Origin of the sequence: Paenibacillus yanchengensis, from assembly GCF_042684845.1 — a bacterium.
GTDB classification, from domain to species: domain Bacteria; phylum Bacillota; class Bacilli; order Paenibacillales; family Paenibacillaceae; genus Pristimantibacillus; species Pristimantibacillus yanchengensis.
Window position 1 is genome coordinate 31,925 of the sequence record NZ_JBHUMH010000008.1, and the last position, 18,710, is coordinate 50,634.

11 protein-coding genes and 2 pseudogenes are annotated in these 18,710 nt (G+C 39.4%); 8 read left to right on the plus strand and 5 right to left on the minus strand.

Annotation, left to right across the window (positions count from 1 at the left end; genetic code table 11):
* The first annotated feature begins 19 nt into the window (after positions 1–19).
* The 6 genes from ACFSTH_RS02135 (at position 20) to ACFSTH_RS02160 (ending at position 11,752) form a co-directional block, all read left to right on the plus strand.
* Complete coding sequence (locus tag ACFSTH_RS02135) at positions 20–1,642, plus strand: response regulator (RefSeq protein ID WP_377775458.1); 1,623 nt, start codon at positions 20–22, stop codon at positions 1,640–1,642.
* Positions 1,639–3,480 carry a cache domain-containing sensor histidine kinase gene (locus ACFSTH_RS02140; protein ID WP_377775460.1) on the plus strand — a complete coding sequence of 614 codons (1,842 nt, stop codon included), beginning with the start codon at positions 1,639–1,641 and terminating at the stop codon, positions 3,478–3,480. The genes ACFSTH_RS02135 and ACFSTH_RS02140 overlap by 4 nt, the downstream gene beginning before the upstream one ends.
* A gap of 104 nt (positions 3,481–3,584) precedes the next feature.
* Positions 3,585–5,057: an ABC transporter substrate-binding protein gene (locus ACFSTH_RS02145; RefSeq protein ID WP_377775462.1), complete on the plus strand. Its 1,473-nt coding sequence runs from the start codon at positions 3,585–3,587 to the stop codon at positions 5,055–5,057.
* 97 nt (positions 5,058–5,154) lie between these two features.
* On the plus strand, positions 5,155–6,030 hold the full coding sequence (locus ACFSTH_RS02150; RefSeq protein WP_377775464.1) for a carbohydrate ABC transporter permease: 876 nt from the start codon (positions 5,155–5,157) through the stop codon (positions 6,028–6,030).
* 11 nt (positions 6,031–6,041) lie between these two features.
* Complete coding sequence (locus ACFSTH_RS02155; protein WP_377775466.1) at positions 6,042–6,956, plus strand: carbohydrate ABC transporter permease; 915 nt, start codon at positions 6,042–6,044, stop codon at positions 6,954–6,956.
* 29 nt (positions 6,957–6,985) lie between these two features.
* Positions 6,986–11,752, plus strand: coding sequence for an S-layer homology domain-containing protein (locus ACFSTH_RS02160; protein WP_377775468.1), 4,767 nt, complete (start codon positions 6,986–6,988; stop codon positions 11,750–11,752).
* A 459-nt stretch (positions 11,753–12,211) separates the two neighbouring features.
* Here the strand turns inward: ACFSTH_RS02160 and ACFSTH_RS02165 are convergent.
* The 4 genes and pseudogenes from ACFSTH_RS02165 to ACFSTH_RS02180 form a co-directional block, all read right to left on the minus strand.
* Positions 12,212–12,375, minus strand: a pseudogene (locus ACFSTH_RS02165) (IS3-like element IS655 family transposase); the annotation flags it as partial.
* 230 nt (positions 12,376–12,605) lie between these two features.
* Positions 12,606–13,022: a transposase gene (locus tag ACFSTH_RS02170; protein WP_377775470.1), complete on the minus strand. Its 417-nt coding sequence runs from the start codon at positions 13,020–13,022 to the stop codon at positions 12,606–12,608.
* A gap of 37 nt (positions 13,023–13,059) precedes the next feature.
* Complete coding sequence (locus ACFSTH_RS02175; RefSeq protein ID WP_377775753.1) at positions 13,060–13,398, minus strand: transposase family protein; 339 nt, start codon at positions 13,396–13,398, stop codon at positions 13,060–13,062.
* Positions 13,399–13,573: 175 nt separating this feature from the next.
* Positions 13,574–13,759 (minus strand): annotated as a pseudogene (locus tag ACFSTH_RS02180) (transposase); the annotation flags it as partial.
* A gap of 175 nt (positions 13,760–13,934) precedes the next feature.
* Here ACFSTH_RS02180 and ACFSTH_RS02185 point away from each other — a divergent pair.
* Together ACFSTH_RS02185 and ACFSTH_RS02190 are read left to right on the plus strand one after the other, a co-directional pair.
* The gene (locus tag ACFSTH_RS02185; RefSeq protein WP_377775472.1) at positions 13,935–15,020 is read left to right on the plus strand and encodes a DNA cytosine methyltransferase; all 1,086 of its coding nucleotides are present in this window, start codon (positions 13,935–13,937) and stop codon (positions 15,018–15,020) included.
* Positions 15,021–15,458: 438 nt separating this feature from the next.
* The gene (locus ACFSTH_RS02190) at positions 15,459–17,273 is read left to right on the plus strand and encodes an ATP-dependent nuclease (RefSeq protein ID WP_377775474.1); all 1,815 of its coding nucleotides are present in this window, start codon (positions 15,459–15,461) and stop codon (positions 17,271–17,273) included.
* Positions 17,274–18,191: 918 nt separating this feature from the next.
* Here the strand turns inward: ACFSTH_RS02190 and ACFSTH_RS02195 are convergent.
* Positions 18,192–18,644: a helix-turn-helix domain-containing protein gene (locus ACFSTH_RS02195; RefSeq protein WP_377775476.1), complete on the minus strand. Its 453-nt coding sequence runs from the start codon at positions 18,642–18,644 to the stop codon at positions 18,192–18,194.
* Between the last annotated feature and the right edge of the window lie 66 nt (positions 18,645–18,710).

Below are 18,710 nucleotides of genomic sequence, written 5' to 3' on the forward strand. Positions count from 1 at the left end.
AACTACAGAGGGTGATGGGATGCTCAACGTAATGATTGTAGACGATGAGGAGATGATTCGCAGGGGTCTCAGATATTTAATCGATTGGGAGTCCTTTGGTTGCATCATTGTTGCAGAGGCAGAGAATGGTGTAGAGGCGCTGGAAATGGCAAATGGCCTCAAGCCGCATATTATGATCGTTGATGTTCGCATGCCTTTACTAAATGGTTTGGAACTCATTGATCGGCTAAGGATTGATTTACCCGAAACGAAATTTGTCATTCTAAGTGGCTATGACGAATTTGAATATGCTAAGGAAGCGATTGATAAAGGGGTTTATGCCTACTTGTTAAAGCCTGTAAATCAATCGATGCTTGAGGAGATGTTATCTAAAGTATCACAGGAATTGAAGGCTGCGCAGCAACGTGATAAGGAGCAGAATGAGTGGCGCACACAATTTGAGATGAGCATCCATGTTGTAAAGGAAAAACTAGTTACTTTTTTTATGTATGGCCTATCGGAAACTGTTTTAGTAGAAAATTATTGTAATATGCTGGGGTTGCATTTTAAACATACGTGCTTCATGGTGGCTGTGGGCATTATCGAGTCTGAATCTGCGGCAGAGCAGGCGATGTTGCAAGCTGAAGCTTATGTTCATCATAACTTTACTGAACTGCAAGCCTTTCATTATGAGCATCGGCGTTTAATTGTTATTTGGAATACATCAAAAGAGAACAATAGTTTGGAAGAAAAAGAAAACGTGTTCATTTCTAGTTTAAATAAATTGGAACAAGCACTTTACCGATCAACAGGACTGAGTTTCCGCTTTGGTATGGGCAGCCCGCATGATGGACTTGCGAATATTAATTTGTCTTATCGAGAAGCTGTTCAAGCGCTACATAGTTTGACAGCAGAGCAAAGACAGCATACCAAAATCGCTGTATTCTCTCATTTGATTCAAGAAGGCATAAATGATCTGATGTATTTTTTGGAGTATGAGAAAAAGATGATGCACTATTTGGAACAATGCGATATGACCAGCTTATTTGCCCAAATCGATAGTTTATTCGAATGGCGTGCGAATTTGATCAAAGCGGATTCTGAGGAGCGTTTGGAAATCGAGAAGCATTTTTGCATGAAACTGTTGATGAATGCGAACCAGTGGATGATTGATTTGGGCGCGGATGTCAAACAGCTATGGAAGGATGAGATCAATTACCGGCTTGAGATGATAAGGACTACTAACTTGTCGGAGCTAAGTATGAAAATGAAAGAAGTGTTTGCCCATACAGTAAGAAATGTACAGTCTCTTCAGCAACATAACACATCGAATATCGTTGAAGTCAAAGCCTACATTCGGGATAACTATATGAATGACATTAGGCTGACAACTGTGGCAGAGCAGTTTTATATGAATCCTACTTATTTTAGCGAGTTTTTCAAAAAGGAAACAGGGCGCAATTATTTGGAGTTTTTAACCCATACACGTATAGAAGCTGCGAAAAAAATATTAATTAAACATATCGAATTAAAAACGTATTTGGTGGCGGAACGAGTTGGTTATCAGGATTCACGATATTTCAGTCAAGTATTTCGCAAATATACGGGCTTAACTCCAACCGATTTTAGAAAAATCTATAGCAGGGAGCAATCCATAGAATGAGATGGAAGAATGTAATGTTCACCAAGTCGTTTAATTGGGTCTGGTTCCTTATTGTCATTGCGCTGATTCCAATTTTTGTAATTGGGAGTATAGCCTATCAAACTTCCTCTGAGATTATTCGCAATCAGACGGAGACTTATTCCTCTAGTATATTGCAACAGGTAATGGACAATATAGACGGTCTATTTCGTGATGTTGAGAATATTGCGACATTAATTTATACACATCCCGATGTGCAGAATATACGAGAATTAGATGAGCAACTTCCCAAACTTAATGGGAAAGAAGAGACAAGAATTCGAAATTTGATCGAAAATACGATCGGTCTATATCCTTACATCGACGACATTGTTTTATATGATGCTTATCATAATGTGTACTCGCGTTACCCTGTTCAAGACTTATATTTAACCGATTATTATGCTAAATCAAATGAATATCGAACATTTATGCAACAAGAGGAGAATACATACTGGTTTGGTCTTCATAAGAAATTCAGTGGTACTAGTGGCGACAATGAGCTTAAACCTTACGTTTTTTCTTATATTCGCAATATTTCCGATTTGGAAAGCAGTCGAACAACATTGGCAACTTTGCAAATATTTATATCAAAATCGGCGATTGATCAGATCAGCGACAAAGTGGTTTGGCCGGATAAGGGAACGATGGCAGTAATGGATGCAGAAGGTATAGTTGTTTATGATTCGCAGAATCCAAATCTGGTCAATACCACGTGGGAGTTTCCGGTGTTAATTGAGTCGTTAGAAAATAAAAACAAGGGGCAAATTACCGAGAAGATCAATGGAGTGGAGCAAATGATCCATATGGTCAAGTCAGAGGAAACGGGCTGGGTTACGATTAATATGATGCCGCTGCAAGCGATAAATCGGTATAGTCAAGGGATCAAAAATGTGCTGCTGATGGCATCAAGTGTAAGTATCGTCATTGTGATGATTAGCTTCTACGCTATTATTTCGCGGATATCACAGTTGCTCGCAGAACTTCGTAAAATAACGGTGAAACTTTCGCTTGAAGGGGCATCTACGAAAGAACTGGTATGGAATCATATTCAATTTAAGGCGACTAATCATATTGGTTTTAAAGAAATGATATCGATTGTCAAGCAGTTAATGGAAAAGTTGGACATGGCTGAACAAAAGAAGAAAACAGCAGAATTTGCCGCTTTGCAGGCCAATATTCACCCGCATTTTCTATATAACACATTGGAAACGATACGGATGATGGCGGTTATTAATCGAGATATAGTAGTAGCAGAGAATGTGGAAATGCTGGCTAATCTGTTCCGATACATTGTAAATTCGAAGGATGAATTTGTTACGTTAGCCGAGGAAATTCAACATGCTAAAAACTATATGAAAATTCAACAACTACGTTTTGGAACACGACTTTCGGTGCATTTTGACATCTCCAAGCCTGCTGAAGCGGGGAGGATGGTGCGTTTAAGTTTGCAACCACTAATTGAGAATGCGGTTAATCATGGATTCGAACATGTGGTGGGAGACAAGGTGATTAGGATCAAAGCTTATACCCATGCGAACAAAATAACGGTTTGTGTGATGGACAATGGACAGGGGATTCCTTTGAATCGTTTATTGGAACTACGGGCGACTCTTAAACAGACGCAATCGCAGAGTAAAACGGATCATATTGGCATGAGCAATGTGCATCAGCGGTTGCGTCTTTATTTTGGAGACGATTGTGGACTGCGTATATACAGTGTGCAAAATAAAGGGACGATTGTTAAGATGACCATCCCCTATGTTATACAAGAACAGCAGAATAAATTAAACAAAGAGCCGAAGGCTCCCACACTTTAGTAACGTAATATGACGGTATAATGACTCATGAGCGGGCAGAAAGGTATCATTGGATAGCCGATTTGTAATCGCTGCCAAAATGATTATAGGAGGATATGAGTCGCATGAAAAAAAGAATTGGGGTTGTCGCTGTATTGATGTTAATGGTAATGGCGGCTATAGCAACAGGATGTTCCAAAGATCAGCCAAATGGAACAAACGGTGATTCAACATCAAGCAATAATGCGAGTAAGCCGTCACCAACAGAAGAAAGCGCTTCAAATGATGCCGAGAGCAATGTACCGGTAGATCAGATTAAGATTACGATGAATTTGAAGCCGGATGACGGCGCAGTACAGGAATATAAAGACATGATCTCCGGGAAGTTCGCAACTTTTAATGAAAAATATGCTGAGTATGAGGCAACTGCGACTTTCTATAACTATTCACCAGAAACATTCATCCCTCGGATTGAGGCAAAGAAAGTCGATACGATGACTTATATGTGGGCTACGGAAACGAAGCCATTAGCTGCAAGGGGATTGTTAAAACCGCTGGATAGTTATTTGGATCAGGTTCCTGAGCTGAAAGAAGCACTTAATATGGAAATTGTCGGGCAGATCAGCAGAGGGGATGATGGTCAAATTTACTCGATTCCACTGGATGGCTATACGCAGCTATTACTGTATAATCGAGAGCGCTTTGCGGATGTTGGTCTGGATCCGGAAAAACCGCCAACTAATTGGGATGAATTAACAGATTATGCTAAAAAATTAACGGACCCAGATGCTAACCGATTCGGTTTACAAATCAATGGCGCTGACGGGGAAGCGGCGTGGAAATTCCAAAACTATGTGTTCCAAGCTGGCGGCGAGATGGAATCATTGGTAGACGGGAAATGGCAAGCTACATTTAATTCAGATGCTGGAGTAGCAGCACTGGAATTTATGAAAGATTTAAAATGGACACATGGAGTTGCCCATCCGAATGTACTGACGAATCAGGACGAAAGTATGCGTTTGCTGGCTACAGGTGAAGCAGCGATGGTACTGGGTGATGGTTGGGTAGTACATCAAGCGGTGAACCAATATGGCGCGCAACCTTCCAATATTGGGATTGGTTTGCTGCCGGCAGGACCGCAAGGGCAAGTCGGATGGCAAATGGGCGGATCAATTGCGGCATTTCCGAATTATGCATCGGATGAAGAGGTTATTGCCGGATTAAAGTTTTTATATGAATATTATTTCAACATTGATAAGGAAACGGTAGAAAATGAATACTTGGCAAGAGTGAAAGGAAGAGAGATTGTCGGCGTTCCTAAAGTGCAAGTATTCAGTACAAATTCCGATGCGGCGCAAATGATTAAAGAAGCAGAGCAGAAATATGCTGTACTGCCTCAGACCAATATCAAATTCGACCCTTACGTTGAACTAGCACCAGGACTGATGCCTGAGCCGCCACAAGAAGCACAACTGTTGTACAAACGGTTATCTGTGGCAATTCAGACGATTTTGACAGATAAAAATGCTGATCCGAAGTCTGAGTTAGATCAAGCTGCAGCAGAAGTAAATGCAATTCTTGAGAAAAATGTAAATTAGTTCAGACGACGTCAGCAAAGCTAGCATATAACGGATATTTTGCGCATTGTTACATGAACAAAATATCCGTTATCAACTCAAAAGGGAAGGGATTTGTATGAAAAATAAGTTATACCAACGTGAAATCGTACCTTGGTTGTTCATGCTGCCTGCTGTCATCGGATTTATTTTCTTCGTATGGCATCCATTTGTAAAAGGATTTTATATCGCTTTTACCGATTACGTTCCAGGTCGAAGTTCGATTTCATGGGTAGGCATTCAAAATTTCAAGGATGTATTCGCTGATAAATTATTTTATATATCTTGGAAGAATACGTTGTATTTTATGGTTATGTCGTTGGCACTTTGTTTTACCATGGCTATTATATTTGCAATATGCATGAATGAGATGCGGCGGATGAAAAGTTTATTTCGTGTAGTTTTATACCTCCCCTCCGTTGTACCTGCTGTCATCTCATCATTGCTCTGGATATGGATATTTAACCCAACCAAACTAGGAATGCTAAATATGTTATTGGGGCGGTTTGGTATAGAACCGCAGCCTTTTATTAGCTCGCCATCTCAGGCGATGCCTTCGTTGCTGCTTATGACCATATGGGGCTCGGTCGGCTATATAGCGATTATTTTCCTTGCCGCATTGCAAGGTGTGCGAGCGGATCTATATGAAGCTAGTGAAATAGATGGAGCGAGCTTGTTTCGTAAAATTTGGCATGTGACTTTGCCAGGCATTCGTCCTGTTATTGAAATGATGTTTATACTGACTTTAATTAATGGTATTAAATTTTTTACGGAGCCTTTCCTAATGACGGTAGGAGGTCCCGTCAATTCGACGCTTACCGTGATGTTGCTTAATTACAACTATGCATTTGTCATGTTAGAGTACAGCAAAGCAACAGCACAGGCGATTATTACATTCGTCGTTATCATGTTATTTACATTACTTTATTTCCGAATGATCAGGCAAGAAAATTAAGGGGTGATAAGGTGAAACTCGGAAATACAGGAAGCATCGATCGCACGATTATCACCGATATGGATTTCAAAAAAAAACGGGTTAAAGTCGGATACTATACGTTGTTTTTATTTATGATTTTAGTTGTTGCGACTACAATTTATCCGATTATATGGCTAGTGCTAGGCAGTTTTAAATCATTGACAGAGTTCTATTCCTTTCCTCCGACTTTTTTCCCGCAAGAGTGGGTATGGAAAAACTATTCGAATGCATGGAATAGCTTTCATTTTTCAAGATATATCCTAAATACGATGACCATCTTAGCAGGAAATTTAATTGCAGCGATCATCCCGTCTGCACTATGTGGCTATTCGCTGGCAAAATTGCGTCCGCGTGGTCAAAAAACGATGTTCTATGTCATCTTAGCAGCCGTTATGATACCTAGTCAGCTATATATGGTTCCTCTTTATTTGAATTTAAGAGAATTGCCGTTACTTCACTGGAACTTATTTGACAGCTATTGGGCGTTCTGGCTGCCATCAATGGCAAATCCGTTTTTTATTTATATTTTTTATAGCTTTTTCATTTCTATTCCAGATGATTTACTAGAAGCTGCAAGAATAGACGGGGCTAGGGAGTTTCCCATTTTCATCAGAATCGTAGTACCAATTTGCCAACCTGTATTTGTTGTTGCGGCTATATTTACCATGACAGGAACATGGAATGAATTTTTCTGGCCAATGCTTGTTCTGACCGATATGGACAAATTTCCGATTATGACGGCTGTCAATACAATGCTGCGCACAACGAATGCTTCGGGAGGAGGGGCGGACTACAACTCTATTTTTTCTGGACTAGTAATCGGACTTGTTCCGGCGGTTATTCTATTTTTTATTTTCCAAAAGCAAATTTTGCGAGGATATACGATGTCAGGAATTAAAGGTTGATCCGTATTTTTAAAAAAGGGAGTGTTACAATGATGAAAATTAGTAAACGGACGGTCAGCTTAACATTAGTTATTTCGTTGCTATGGTTTTCACTGGGGATGTCCGGGAATGGAGAGGCAAGCGTTCATGCACAGGTAACACCATTTAAAGAGGTCATCATCGGAGATTTTGAAACGGATATGGATGGATGGATCACTTATTTTCCTACTGGAGTGACAGGTGACTTCAGCCGGGACGAGGGGACATCTAAGCTGAATCATGCTTCTGCTAAGCTGAGTGGCAATTTCGAGAGTGGTGGTTCCGAGATCTCGATTCAGAAGGATTTCCCTGAGAACGCCAATCAGGAGGATGTCGTTGGTCTTTCCTTCTGGATAAAAACGGATGATGCAGATTTCATACTCGTAAGGGTGACGGATAATTCTGGACAAACTCATCAAGCCAAACTGCAATTAGAGCGAACTTCAGAGTGGCAGAAAGTTGAGCTTTCCCCGTGGTCATTTGACGAGCATTGGTCTTCATGGGGAGAAGTGGACGATGGAGAGTTGCACTTTCCTTTGTTGGCAGTAGCTATTACAGTACCGGCTTGGTTGTTGAACGATGGTAAGAAAGCTGCGACAGTCTGGCTGGATGAGATAGCGCTTCTTGTCGAGAAAAATGTGATTCCACCTGGAGTAGAAACATTGCCAGAACTTCCACTAGGCAATTTTGAAAGCGTAGATGAGGAATGGGAATTATTTTTGCCACCGAACAGCCAAGGGGATTGGATGATGGATCAGACAACGGTTCGAGCGGGTAGCGACAGTTCCTATTCTGCGAAGTTAACCGGAGATTTTACAGCAGGCGGTTATGATCTGCAGATTTCTAGGCAAATATATGAGCGATTTGCACCTACCGAGCCTAAGCTGATCTCATTTTGGGTCAAAACAGAGGATGCTCACTCCATCGTGTTGCGATTGGATGACGGCAGCGGACAAACGCATCAGCAGACGATTACGCTAGAAGATACTACGGAGTGGCAGCAAGTGATAGTGACAAACCCTACGGGCGGGAACGGCTATTCCCATTGGGGTGGAGCTAATGATGGACAATGGCATTCGCAGCTTACTAAGATTGCACTGAATTTCAATGTACAGAATTTGAAAGATGGCAAGCAGACAGGCACCGTATGGTTTGATGATATTATGGCTAAAGTATCCGTTCCGGTGCTGGAGCTTGTTCAGAAAGAGACTGGCAACGTTTTTACAGGAACTTCGATTGCTGCATTTGACGTGCTGACGAGCGGCGATCAGGTGATGTGGGAAGCTACCAATCTTTGGGGACAGCAGGTGTCATCAGGACAAAGCGCAGTTGTTCATAATCAGCATTCCTTAGCCATTGCTGTACCTTCAGCAGGTTATTATAAGCTCAAGGTTACCGCATTGCTTGATGGCATAGCCCTTGCAACAAAGGAAACGACGTTTGCCACGCTTACCGAATTTGATTTATCGACCGTTGACGATTCTGTCTTTGGCGTGCAAACTCACTTCGCGCATACGTGGAGCAGAGAAGTGGTACCGCTCGTTCGTAAAGCAGGAGTAAAACATTTGCGGGATGAAATATACTGGTCGGAAGTGGAACTGGAGAAAGATGTATTCACATTCGTTCCTAAGTTCAATACGTATATGCAATCGCTTGCCAATAACCATATTAAACCGTTGATTACGCTAGATTTTGTTAATCAATTTTATGACGGAGGGGATGCGCCGTATACGAATGTGGGCCGGGAAGGATACGCTAGATATGCCCGAGAAGTGCTTGAGCATTATGGAGAGCAAATCGAGTGGGTAGAAATATGGAATGAATGGAATTTGGCACCGTTCAGTCATGGGCCTGGAGCTGCGGACGTCGGGGTTTACTTTGAACTGATGAAAGCGGCATATGAGAAAATTAAACATGAGAATGTAAGACCGGATGTAACTGTGCTGGGCGCGGCTACATCAGATATTCCATTTGAATGGTTGGAACAATTATTCCAGCTCGGTGGATTGCAATATATGGATAAGTTATCGATACATCCGTATGTTTACCCTCGAATTCCAGAGGAAAATATCGCTCAAATCGTGAAGCTTAACAATTTGATGAAACAATACAATAATGATGAGGCGCTTCCCATCTGGTATTCGGAAATTGGCTGGCCAACACACCAGGGTAATAGAGGAGTGGATGAGCAAACGCAAGCCGCATATTTGATCCGCAATTTTGTAGTAGCGATAGCATCTGGCATTGAGAAAATATTCTGGTACGATTTGAAAAATGATGGTACGGACAAAACGTATAATGAAGACAATTTTGGATTGATCCATCACGAAACCGACGTGCTGGGAAGCTACACACCGAAACCAGGTTATGTAGCGATGGCAACAGTAACAAGGCAATTGTCCAATGCAGAGTATGTTGAGCGCAAGGATACGGATGAAAGCTTACACTGGCATCAGTTTGATCAGCAAGGTGTTCCTGTGCATGTCATTTGGTCTTTGGAACCTACCAATGTGAAGCTCGAAGGGACGGGCAGTCTGGAAATCATTGATATGATGGGCGGTACAAAGCAAGTATCAGATGCAAATCTAGGTCTTAATATATCGCTTGCAGGAAATCCGTTATTTGTTAGAGGACAATTGGAGCAGATTAAACCGGCTAGTGCATTCGATATGCTAAGTCAACAAAGCTTTGTCAATCAACCAGTGCAGTTGACGTTGGTTGTAGATAATACATTAGATGAAGAAAATCCACTGAATGCCGATTTTAGAATTGGACAACAAAGCTATATGCTGTCGGCTGAACCTGCTGAACGCAAAACAGTGACGGTTGAACTACCGCCGTTTAGCCAACCAGGCAAGCATACGGTAACAGCAGATGTGTTCGTTAACAACGTTATGGTAGGAGTTGTCTCTGTCGAGGTGCTTGTGCAGGAGCAATATGATGTTGAGATGAAACATGTCTTTCATAATAATAAGGAAGAGCTCATTTTCAACATTCACAATTATATGCCGGAAGAAAAGCAATTGCAGGCAATCAAATGGAATATCGGCAGCAAGCAAGCTACTTATCCAGTAGAAGACGTTCTGTTATCTGATGCGATTAGCGAGGTCAATCTTCCGCTCGATGAAGTCGATATCGGTAACAATCAACAAGCCGTGTTTGAATTTGTAATGGCTGATGGCACTGGAAGCATCATTTATGAAGCGGTAATTAGTAAGGTAGATGTGGAGGATATGCTGCAGATCGACAGGCACAATGGCCAGACATTCACCACGATTGATCTGTCGGAAGGACACGTGAACATTCCCAATTATGGCGGGGCCGCTGATTTAAGCGGTACGTTGGAGCTGGATTGGGACGACGATAACCTCTATATTACCGGATATATTACGGATAATCACTTCGCACAACCTTATTCGGACGGTGATATCTGGCAGGGCGACAGCGTACAATTTGCGGTATCATCAGGAATGCCAGGGGATGCTTCGCGTTGGTTTGAGTATGGCATGGCATTAACGTCCAATGGTGCTGAACTGTATCGTTGGCAGTCCACACCGCAACTGAATACCGGTCAGGTGACGAATACTGATTTGGATATTTCGCGAGACGAGGAAACGAAGAAAACGATATACAAGCTAGCGTTGCCATGGTCAGAATTAAAACCGATTAAACAGTCAGATGGATTAATCAGCATTTCATTTGTCGTTAATGATAATGATGGAAACGGTCGAAAAGGATGGATTGAATGGGGTTCAGGAATCGCTGTGAGCAAAAACTCGGCATTGTTTGTACCTGCACTACTAGTAGCACCACCTATGACTACAGCCACATTGACAGGTGTAGCGCCGAACGGAGTAACGACTGGTAATGTAACCATGACATTGTCTACGCAAGCTCAAACTTTTGAAATAGCTGAAACACAGTACAGTATAGATAATGGAGAAACTTGGGTGAATTATGACCAGCCAGTTACTTTCTCGAACGTGCAGTCATATAATCTGTTATACCGCTCGTCTGATCATCGAGGCAATATCGAGCAAGCAAGTGGGATCCAATTCACGATCAAATCGAGTAGTTCTGGAACAGGTACGCCTATAATTCCTACACAGCCTGCGAATGGGAATAGTGATGACAGTGTTAAGAATCAAGCAGATGGGGATGATGCTGATTCTAATAGTGAACCGGAAACGTCAACTCCGTCATCGATTGTATTTACCGATATTAGTGGACATTGGGCTGATAAAGCCATTCAACGTGCCGTACAATTAGGAATTGCGAAAGGTTATACGGACGGAACCTTCAAACCAGATAAGACAATCAGTCGTGAAGAGTTTATTGTTCTTCTTATGCGTGTTTTGGAGTTAAATGAAGCATCAGCTCAGCATAAAGCAAATACTTCATCACTATCGTTCACCGATAACGGAAAAATCAGCAATTGGGCCAAGAGCGCTGTAGCGCTTGCTGTTGAACTTGGACTGATAACGGGCTATGAAGACGGGAATTTCCGCCCTCATACTCCGATTAGCCGGGCTCAAATGGCAGTTATTTTCATGCGAGCGCTTGACTTGCCGCAAACGTTTGATGGCGTAGAAGAGTTTGCAGATTTTGCAGATGTGCCGAACTGGGCAAAGGGTGCGGTACAACAAATGGCTAGACATAACCTAATGGTCGGTAGAGGTGGAAATCGTTTTGTTCCTGGCGATACAGCTACCCGGGCAGAGGCGATTGTCGTATTGCTGAATATGATTGACTATAGTCTTAAAGATGAACTTGTATAATCGGAAATCAAAAGAACCTGGTTAGCCTGACCAGGTTCTTTTATAGTGCGCCCAGCATGGGCACTATCACCTTCTCCATTTACTAAAGCTCGCAGATCCTCATCTGTTCATGTTTGTAAAAGTGTTTTTAAATGTAGGAAAATGGATAATCAGTTGATAAAATTTATAAGAGATTGGAGGGGTGAGAAATTGTACACGACCGCCGAACCTGTATTTCTGACGAAGGATGGATATGGCGACTATGTTTGTCATGAGCATTGAAGCAATTGAAAAGATTCCGTTATATATTACAATTTATGAAAAGTTGAAATAAGCTGCAGTGGAATCTCAAACAATGGAATGTAACACAATAAAGTAAAGTATAACGACGCCAAAGAAACGATCAATGTGGAGGACCTGTCATCTTGTAGTGGAGCTGGAAAACCTGAAGTGAACATGAAAACCCGGGGAAGTTTACCGGTATTTATCACGGTTATTCTGGATGATAGCTACTTTCGTCCCATGATCAGCGCGGCTTGCTTTAAAATATCCACCTCCATTTTTAGACGTTGATTCTCTTTTCTTAAAGCGATCAGCTCATTTTCTTCCGTAGAGCGATTGTCCTTCTCCTTGAAGGAACCCGTTGTCTGAGCTTGGTTGATCCAACGATCCAAAGCAGAAGCTGTGAGTTCATNGCATGATAGTTTAATTCTACAAGCCCTTATTTTTTCTGTCCACCTTAGTGTAGCCGATCCAGTATCACTTCGCGGGAATGCTTATGACATTTTACTTCTCTTTCTTCTTTAGACATGCCTAGATACTTCTTTAAAGTGCGTAAATCCATACGAAAACGTTCACATATTGCCTGAAATACTCATGCCTTGGTCAGCCCATTAGTGGCCTTCTCTATTTTCAAATCAAAAGGCAGGTGCTCTTTAATCTCATCAAGTTCACTACGTTTTTCTGGTGGTAGCTCTTCAGCAGGTATCGCAACTTTTGACTTGAAATATTTCATAAGTGCTTTTTTACAGTTTGTAGTAAGGTTTTGTAGCAGATGAAATCTATCACTCACTTGTGTAGCCTGAGGGTGTGCTTCTTTAATTGCTTTAGCATAAGAAATAGAACCATCTCGTGAAATTAATGTGAGATTAGGAAATGTTTTTAACCAAGCGACAACATCTTGATGTTCTCTTGATGGAATCATATCAATGATTCGGTGTGTGTCTATATCAACCATTACAGTTCCATAAGTTTCACGTTTCTTAGTAGCAAAATCATCAATACATACCATCGTATACTTCGTTTTAAGAATGGGTATTATTATTTTTTTAAAAAAGGTTACAAATCGTACTCTTACCGATAGTCGCAACCCTTGCATTAATTATTTTAGCGGCAGATAGAGAACTGACGTGCTGAGAGATGCGTATAATTTCTCTTTCTAACCGTATGGTCTTTTTAGATTTGGACGAAATCAATTCAAAGGTCTCAGCAAATGTTCGTTTATTGCAATGTTCATTTACACAGAACAACTTTCTGTTATTTAGGACGATCATCACTTTTTTATCCTGTATAGGTAAGTCTTGAAAGCTTTTTTTATAGTGAGAATGTACTTTATTAGAGGGTGTATGACAATACAGACATATGACACAGTCACGTGCTGATGCCACATTTATAAAAATCGTATTCTCTATTAATAAATGATTCTGATAGCTTAAATTTTTGTCTAGTAACTTGATGATTTCTTTCAAATGGTAGCCTCAATTCTCAAATTAGTATAATGGAATTGTATACTCTACCATTTATCATTTCAACTAACTATGGAAAGAACCTATTTGACGCTTACCGTTCATAGTAGCCATTTCTATAATCTTGACGTTCGGATGTGCGCGCATAGGCTGCTGCCTTCAAATGAGCATCTCGTTCTCTTTCCATCAATTCGTTCAAGACTAATACTACCGTAGACTTCACAACCGTACTCATATCGGAATTCATCATAGTATCTTTTAAGTCGTCTACGTTTAGGGTAAAATGTTTTTAGGTCACTATTATTCCTACTCATGTTAATCGTCGTTGATAACATTGTATCATGAGGGGTGTAGTGACCTCTTTCTTTTTACACAATTACACGGACATAACTTTTTCCTTCCTCCCCGTGGGAGAAGATATGGTATATTATTAATTAGTTACCAAATGGAGGTTTATCATGAAAGAGTTTATTTGCATTGAGTCATTTTCTGGAGCAGGTGGATTGGGTTTAGGTTTACAGGATGCAGGTTTCGAAATTGGTGCTGCTTTTGATTTACAGCCACAAGCTGTTTTAACCTATATTAAGAATCTTTCGGATAAGTGTTTTGTTGCTGATGCAACAAAATTAACAGGTGCGATATTAATGGAGCGTGTAGGTATCCAAAAAGGAGAGCTTGATCTTTTTGCTGGGGGACCTCCATGTCAAGGGTTTTCTAATCAGAAAAGAGGAGCACACTTAGGAGACGACCGGAATCACTTAGTATTAGAATATGTAAGATTAGTTAGAGAAATAAACCCGAAATTTTTTTTACTTGAAAATGTATCAATGTTAGGAAAAAAACGTGGAAAATTATTTATTAAAGCTATTGAAAAAGAACTAGTAGATTATTCTTTATATCCTCACTTTTATAATTCAGCTGATTATGGATTAGCTCAAACCCGTGAAAGATTTATAATAGTAGGAAAACGTAGAGATATTACTGCTTCATTCCAAATACCACCGCCTACTGTTGCTATTTGGAAAACTGTTGGTGAAGTATTAGCAGATTTACCGGAACCACCGATTGATTCAAGACAAGAGCATCCAGAATACGCTAATCATTATAGAGCCAATATTACTGATCTAAACATAGAAAGATTCTCTCATGTGCCACAAGGGGGTGGATGGAAAGACATCCCTTGGGATTTGCGTTTAAAATGTCATCAAAATGCTGACACATCTAAAGGAGGGTGGCCGGATGTATATGGTCGATTAAAATGGGATGGTTACGCGCCAACGATAACTGGAGGTTTTGATAGTTTTACACGCGGTCGATATGGTCATCCTCATGAGAATAGATCAATTACTCCGAGAGAAGCCGCTAGACTACAAGGTTTTCCAGATTGGTTTGAATTTTATGGGAATAGGAGTGAAGTAAGGCATCAGATAGGAAATGCGGTTCCTCCATTTCTTGCTGAAGTCATTGGTAGAAATATAATTGAGACACTTTTAGAAGTGAAGAGTAATAAGCTGTCTAATGAGAAGTTAACCCAGCTTGTGTAGTATCATAAACTACAAGAAAAAGTGGAGGTAATCCAACTTTGTCTTTGCTAGTTTAATAGAAATAATAAGAAGACTAACAACAGAATACTGCTATTTCTATTAAAAAGTTGATTTTCATAAGAAATTGCGTATTTATCTTGTTTACACTTGTTTCTTATGAACAAATAGATTCTGTTTGATATATATAGAAAATTTACTATTGGATTATCGTTACAAATTACAATTACTGTATCTTTCTTTGTTTATAGTATCGCTTCAAAATATAATCAACCCTGTTTTTTCGATGATGATTTAATTTAGGTACGCTATTGATAATAAATATTTTACATCTAAATCATTTACAATTACAGTTTTTTTTGTCAAAATGTAAATAATGAAAAGGTTGTTTGGAGGGTACAGTCGAATAGAAATGTAATTCTGGTAAGGGAGACTCTTGATGTGGAATTATTGAATACGAATATTATGAATTTAATTGATAAGAACACAAAGGCATTTAGCTCGGGGGCATTTAAAAATTTTATTACATACATTAGATTCCCGTCTTTTAAAAATCTAGAACCTGATACAGAAATAAACTTCAATTATCCACTAACAGTATTTGTTGGAGAAAATGGTGCAGGTAAAAGCTCCACTTTGCAAGCACTATACGGTGCTCCGAAAGGTAAGTCGCCTGGTGAGTTCTGGTTTTCTACTAGTATTGACCCAATTGAGGAGTTGGGGGAAGATGGGAAAAATCGGCACTGTTTTCTTTACGGCTTTTATGATGAAGATCAGCTAAAAGAAGTATTAAAAACTAGAGCGAAAAGGAAAAATAATCCTGATTACTGGGAAACAAGCAGACCGATTAAGAAATATAAAATGAAAGTTACGAGTAGATATGCGCCGATTGATAAAGAAGTGTTGTATTTAGATTTTCGGTCTGAGTTAAGTGCATTTGATCAATACTTTTACTTCGGTGAACTTAAAGAACAATTAGCTTCGAAAACAAAACAAGACTATTTAAGAAATCAATCTGCAATGCTAAAAAAAGTGTTTGACGACAACAAGATATATACAATTGGTAACAAAGATCAAAATAATATGACGGTAAATTTATCCCGAGATGAGTTAGCTTTAGTTTCATATATATTGGGGAAAAAGTACAACTCAGGACGAATTGTAAGGCACAAGTTATTTGGAAATTGGGGGACATCTGTTGTACTAGAAAAGGCAGGAATTAAATATTCGGAAGCCCACGCAGGGAGCGGAGAAATAGCAATTGTAAAATTGGTTCATGAATTACTAAAAGCTGCAGATAAAAGTTTGATTTTACTTGATGAACCAGAAGTATCTCTTCATCCAGGAGCACAAAAACGCTTGAAAATGTTACTCTTAAAATTAGCTTTAGAGAAAAAACATCAAATTGTTATTTCAACTCATTCATCAAATTTTGTTGAGAGCTTACCAAAAGAAGCAATTAAATTGTTTTACCAACAAGTCAGTAATAATAAAATAAAAGTAGAAGATGAATGTTGGTATAACGAAGCTTTTTATAGGTTGGGAGACACATATTCAGTAAGTTATCGTATTCAAGTTGAAGATTCTCTTGCGAAAAAAATACTTATAAGAGCAATTGAACATTTCGGACAAGAGAAATTTGGGAATGTAGACGTTTTTTTTGTACCTGGAGGTGCAAGTGTAATAAAAAACAGCTATATAAAGATATATTCCAACGAATCTCCAAAACGGCATTTTGTTATTCTTGATGGTGATCAAAAACCAAGTGCGGTTATGAAACAAGTAGTAAATCTAACTTTACAAGAAGCAACTAGCAGCGTTTTTTTGGATAAAATGATAACAGAATTTACAAAAGGTAAGATTAATTTTGAAGTTGATGGTAATTCTGTGGTAGGTGGGAGATCTGATCAGTTATTAGATCTTCAGAAGAAATATATAGATTTTTTCTCCACTAATGTTTATTACCTTCCTTTGGAAACTCCAGATGATATTATTTGGGATGAAGAGTGTATTTCACACCTTATAAATGATAAGGTACTTTGGAAAAGTGCTATTAAAGGAAAAAGTACCAAAGCAAAGATATATGAAACTTCAAAGATAGTCTTTGGTAATCATTCAAGCGTCAGTGCACTTGAAGATCTGTTAATAAACAGTTGGATAGGTAAACAATCGCAAGAGAAGGATGAGATACTTAAAATCTTACGGAACATACTTGATAAAATTAATAAAGTTAATATTGATAATCCGGCTATTTAATCATGACTACTATCAAAACTACGATAAGCTATAAATTCCTCATATATTCAGTTTAGTTAGAGCTAGCATCAAGCAGTGGACACAAAAATTAGGACTGTTTAAATTGCATTAAAAGAACTGCAACCTAAAATCTCGCTGTAACTCAAATTTTTATGAAATATATGATTCCCAATAGATAGATACTATTAATTTTTTGTCCAATATTAGGTATTCATATTGTAAATGCATGGAAAATAAGTTCGGGGATTATTTCAGTTGGCTAACTTTTATAGTTGTGGTGATCAATTAATTCGTGTTCCCATTTCAATAGATACGTGGATGTTCTCAGGTGAACATCGGACCCATGAAGACCATAAAACTATGGTGTCACTTTAACAAAGGAATGTACTGTTCCAATATGAATTGTTAAATTGACCATAACTAATGATTATTTTGTAGAATATAAATGTTGAGACTAGGAGCAAGACTAGTGCTCCGTTAGATAAATAATGTAAGGAGTATTTCTATGGTGGAAGTAGAGAAATAGTGAAACCCCATTAGAAAAACTTATTGCCTATAATAGCCCTCTCTTATAAAGAAACTAGTAGCATTATGATTAATGCCGGAGAATGTAGAATGTCATATAAAAGGTTTCGTTATGTTAATGTGAAGCTTCTTTAGTACTTGTGTTTGACAAGTGAAAAGTACACATTATGGCAGCATAATATATACTAACCTTGCCAGTCACTTATTCCACTTTAATTTAAAGTTTTTTTCTTAGTGAGATGATTAACGTTAAATTTGGCATGTGGCTGTAGCCCATAATCTACAGGAGGCAAACGTTTCGCTAATGTTTTAATAAAGGAAGTGCGAAAAAGGTTGGAGGGAAAGCGTAAAGAATCCGCTCCAACCTTTTTATATTAGGAAATTATTGGACAATCATACTTTTCCTATTACTCCCTTCCTCACACCACGACAAGAGTCTCTATAAGCCGAAGGGGTTTCACCTGTTTCGTTTTTAAATAGGCGATAAAAGTATTTTACGTTGTCATAGCCTGTCATGGAGGCAATTCGTTCGATTCGATAGGTTGTGTTTTCTAGTAATCGTTTGGCGTGATCCAATCGCACTTTTTTTAAGTAGTCTTGAAAGGTGATTCCTGTTTTTTCCTTGAACAGCGTGCTGGCATAGGACGAATGGAGGAATACACGCTCTGCAATTTCTTCAAGGGTAAGTGATTGATTGAAGCGGATATCGATATAGTGTTTGATTTGCTCGACCAGTTCGCGTTTGGCGGAGGAGGGAGTACTGCCTATATGTTCTAGTATCCAGGTTGTAAAGGTTTGTTGCAGGGTGTCCGCGTCAAGGGATTGGAGCATTAATGCCATTGCCATCGAGCGACCTGCTATAGTTTCGTTATTGGCAATATTTAGTTGATTAGAAATTTCTTGAGCGAGATG

Bases quoted from the DNA above. Each gene is read 5' to 3' on its own strand.
- ACFSTH_RS02145 (WP_377775462.1), top strand. From the start codon at position 3,585: ATGAAAAAAAGAATTGGGGTTGTCGCTGTATTGATGTTAATGGTAATG.
- ACFSTH_RS02135 (WP_377775458.1), top strand. From the start codon at position 20: ATGCTCAACGTAATGATTGTAGACGATGAGGAGATGATTCGCAGGGGT.
- ACFSTH_RS02140 (WP_377775460.1), top strand. From the start codon at position 1,639: ATGAGATGGAAGAATGTAATGTTCACCAAGTCGTTTAATTGGGTCTGG.
- ACFSTH_RS02170 (WP_377775470.1), bottom strand. From the start codon at position 13,022: ATGGTATGTATTGATGATTTTGCTACTAAGAAACGTGAAACTTATGGA.
- ACFSTH_RS02185 (WP_377775472.1), top strand. From the start codon at position 13,935: ATGAAAGAGTTTATTTGCATTGAGTCATTTTCTGGAGCAGGTGGATTG.
- ACFSTH_RS02195 (WP_377775476.1), bottom strand. From the start codon at position 18,644: ATGGCAATGGCATTAATGCTCCAATCCCTTGACGCGGACACCCTGCAA.
- ACFSTH_RS02150 (WP_377775464.1), top strand. From the start codon at position 5,155: ATGAAAAATAAGTTATACCAACGTGAAATCGTACCTTGGTTGTTCATG.
- ACFSTH_RS02160 (WP_377775468.1), top strand. From the start codon at position 6,986: ATGATGAAAATTAGTAAACGGACGGTCAGCTTAACATTAGTTATTTCG.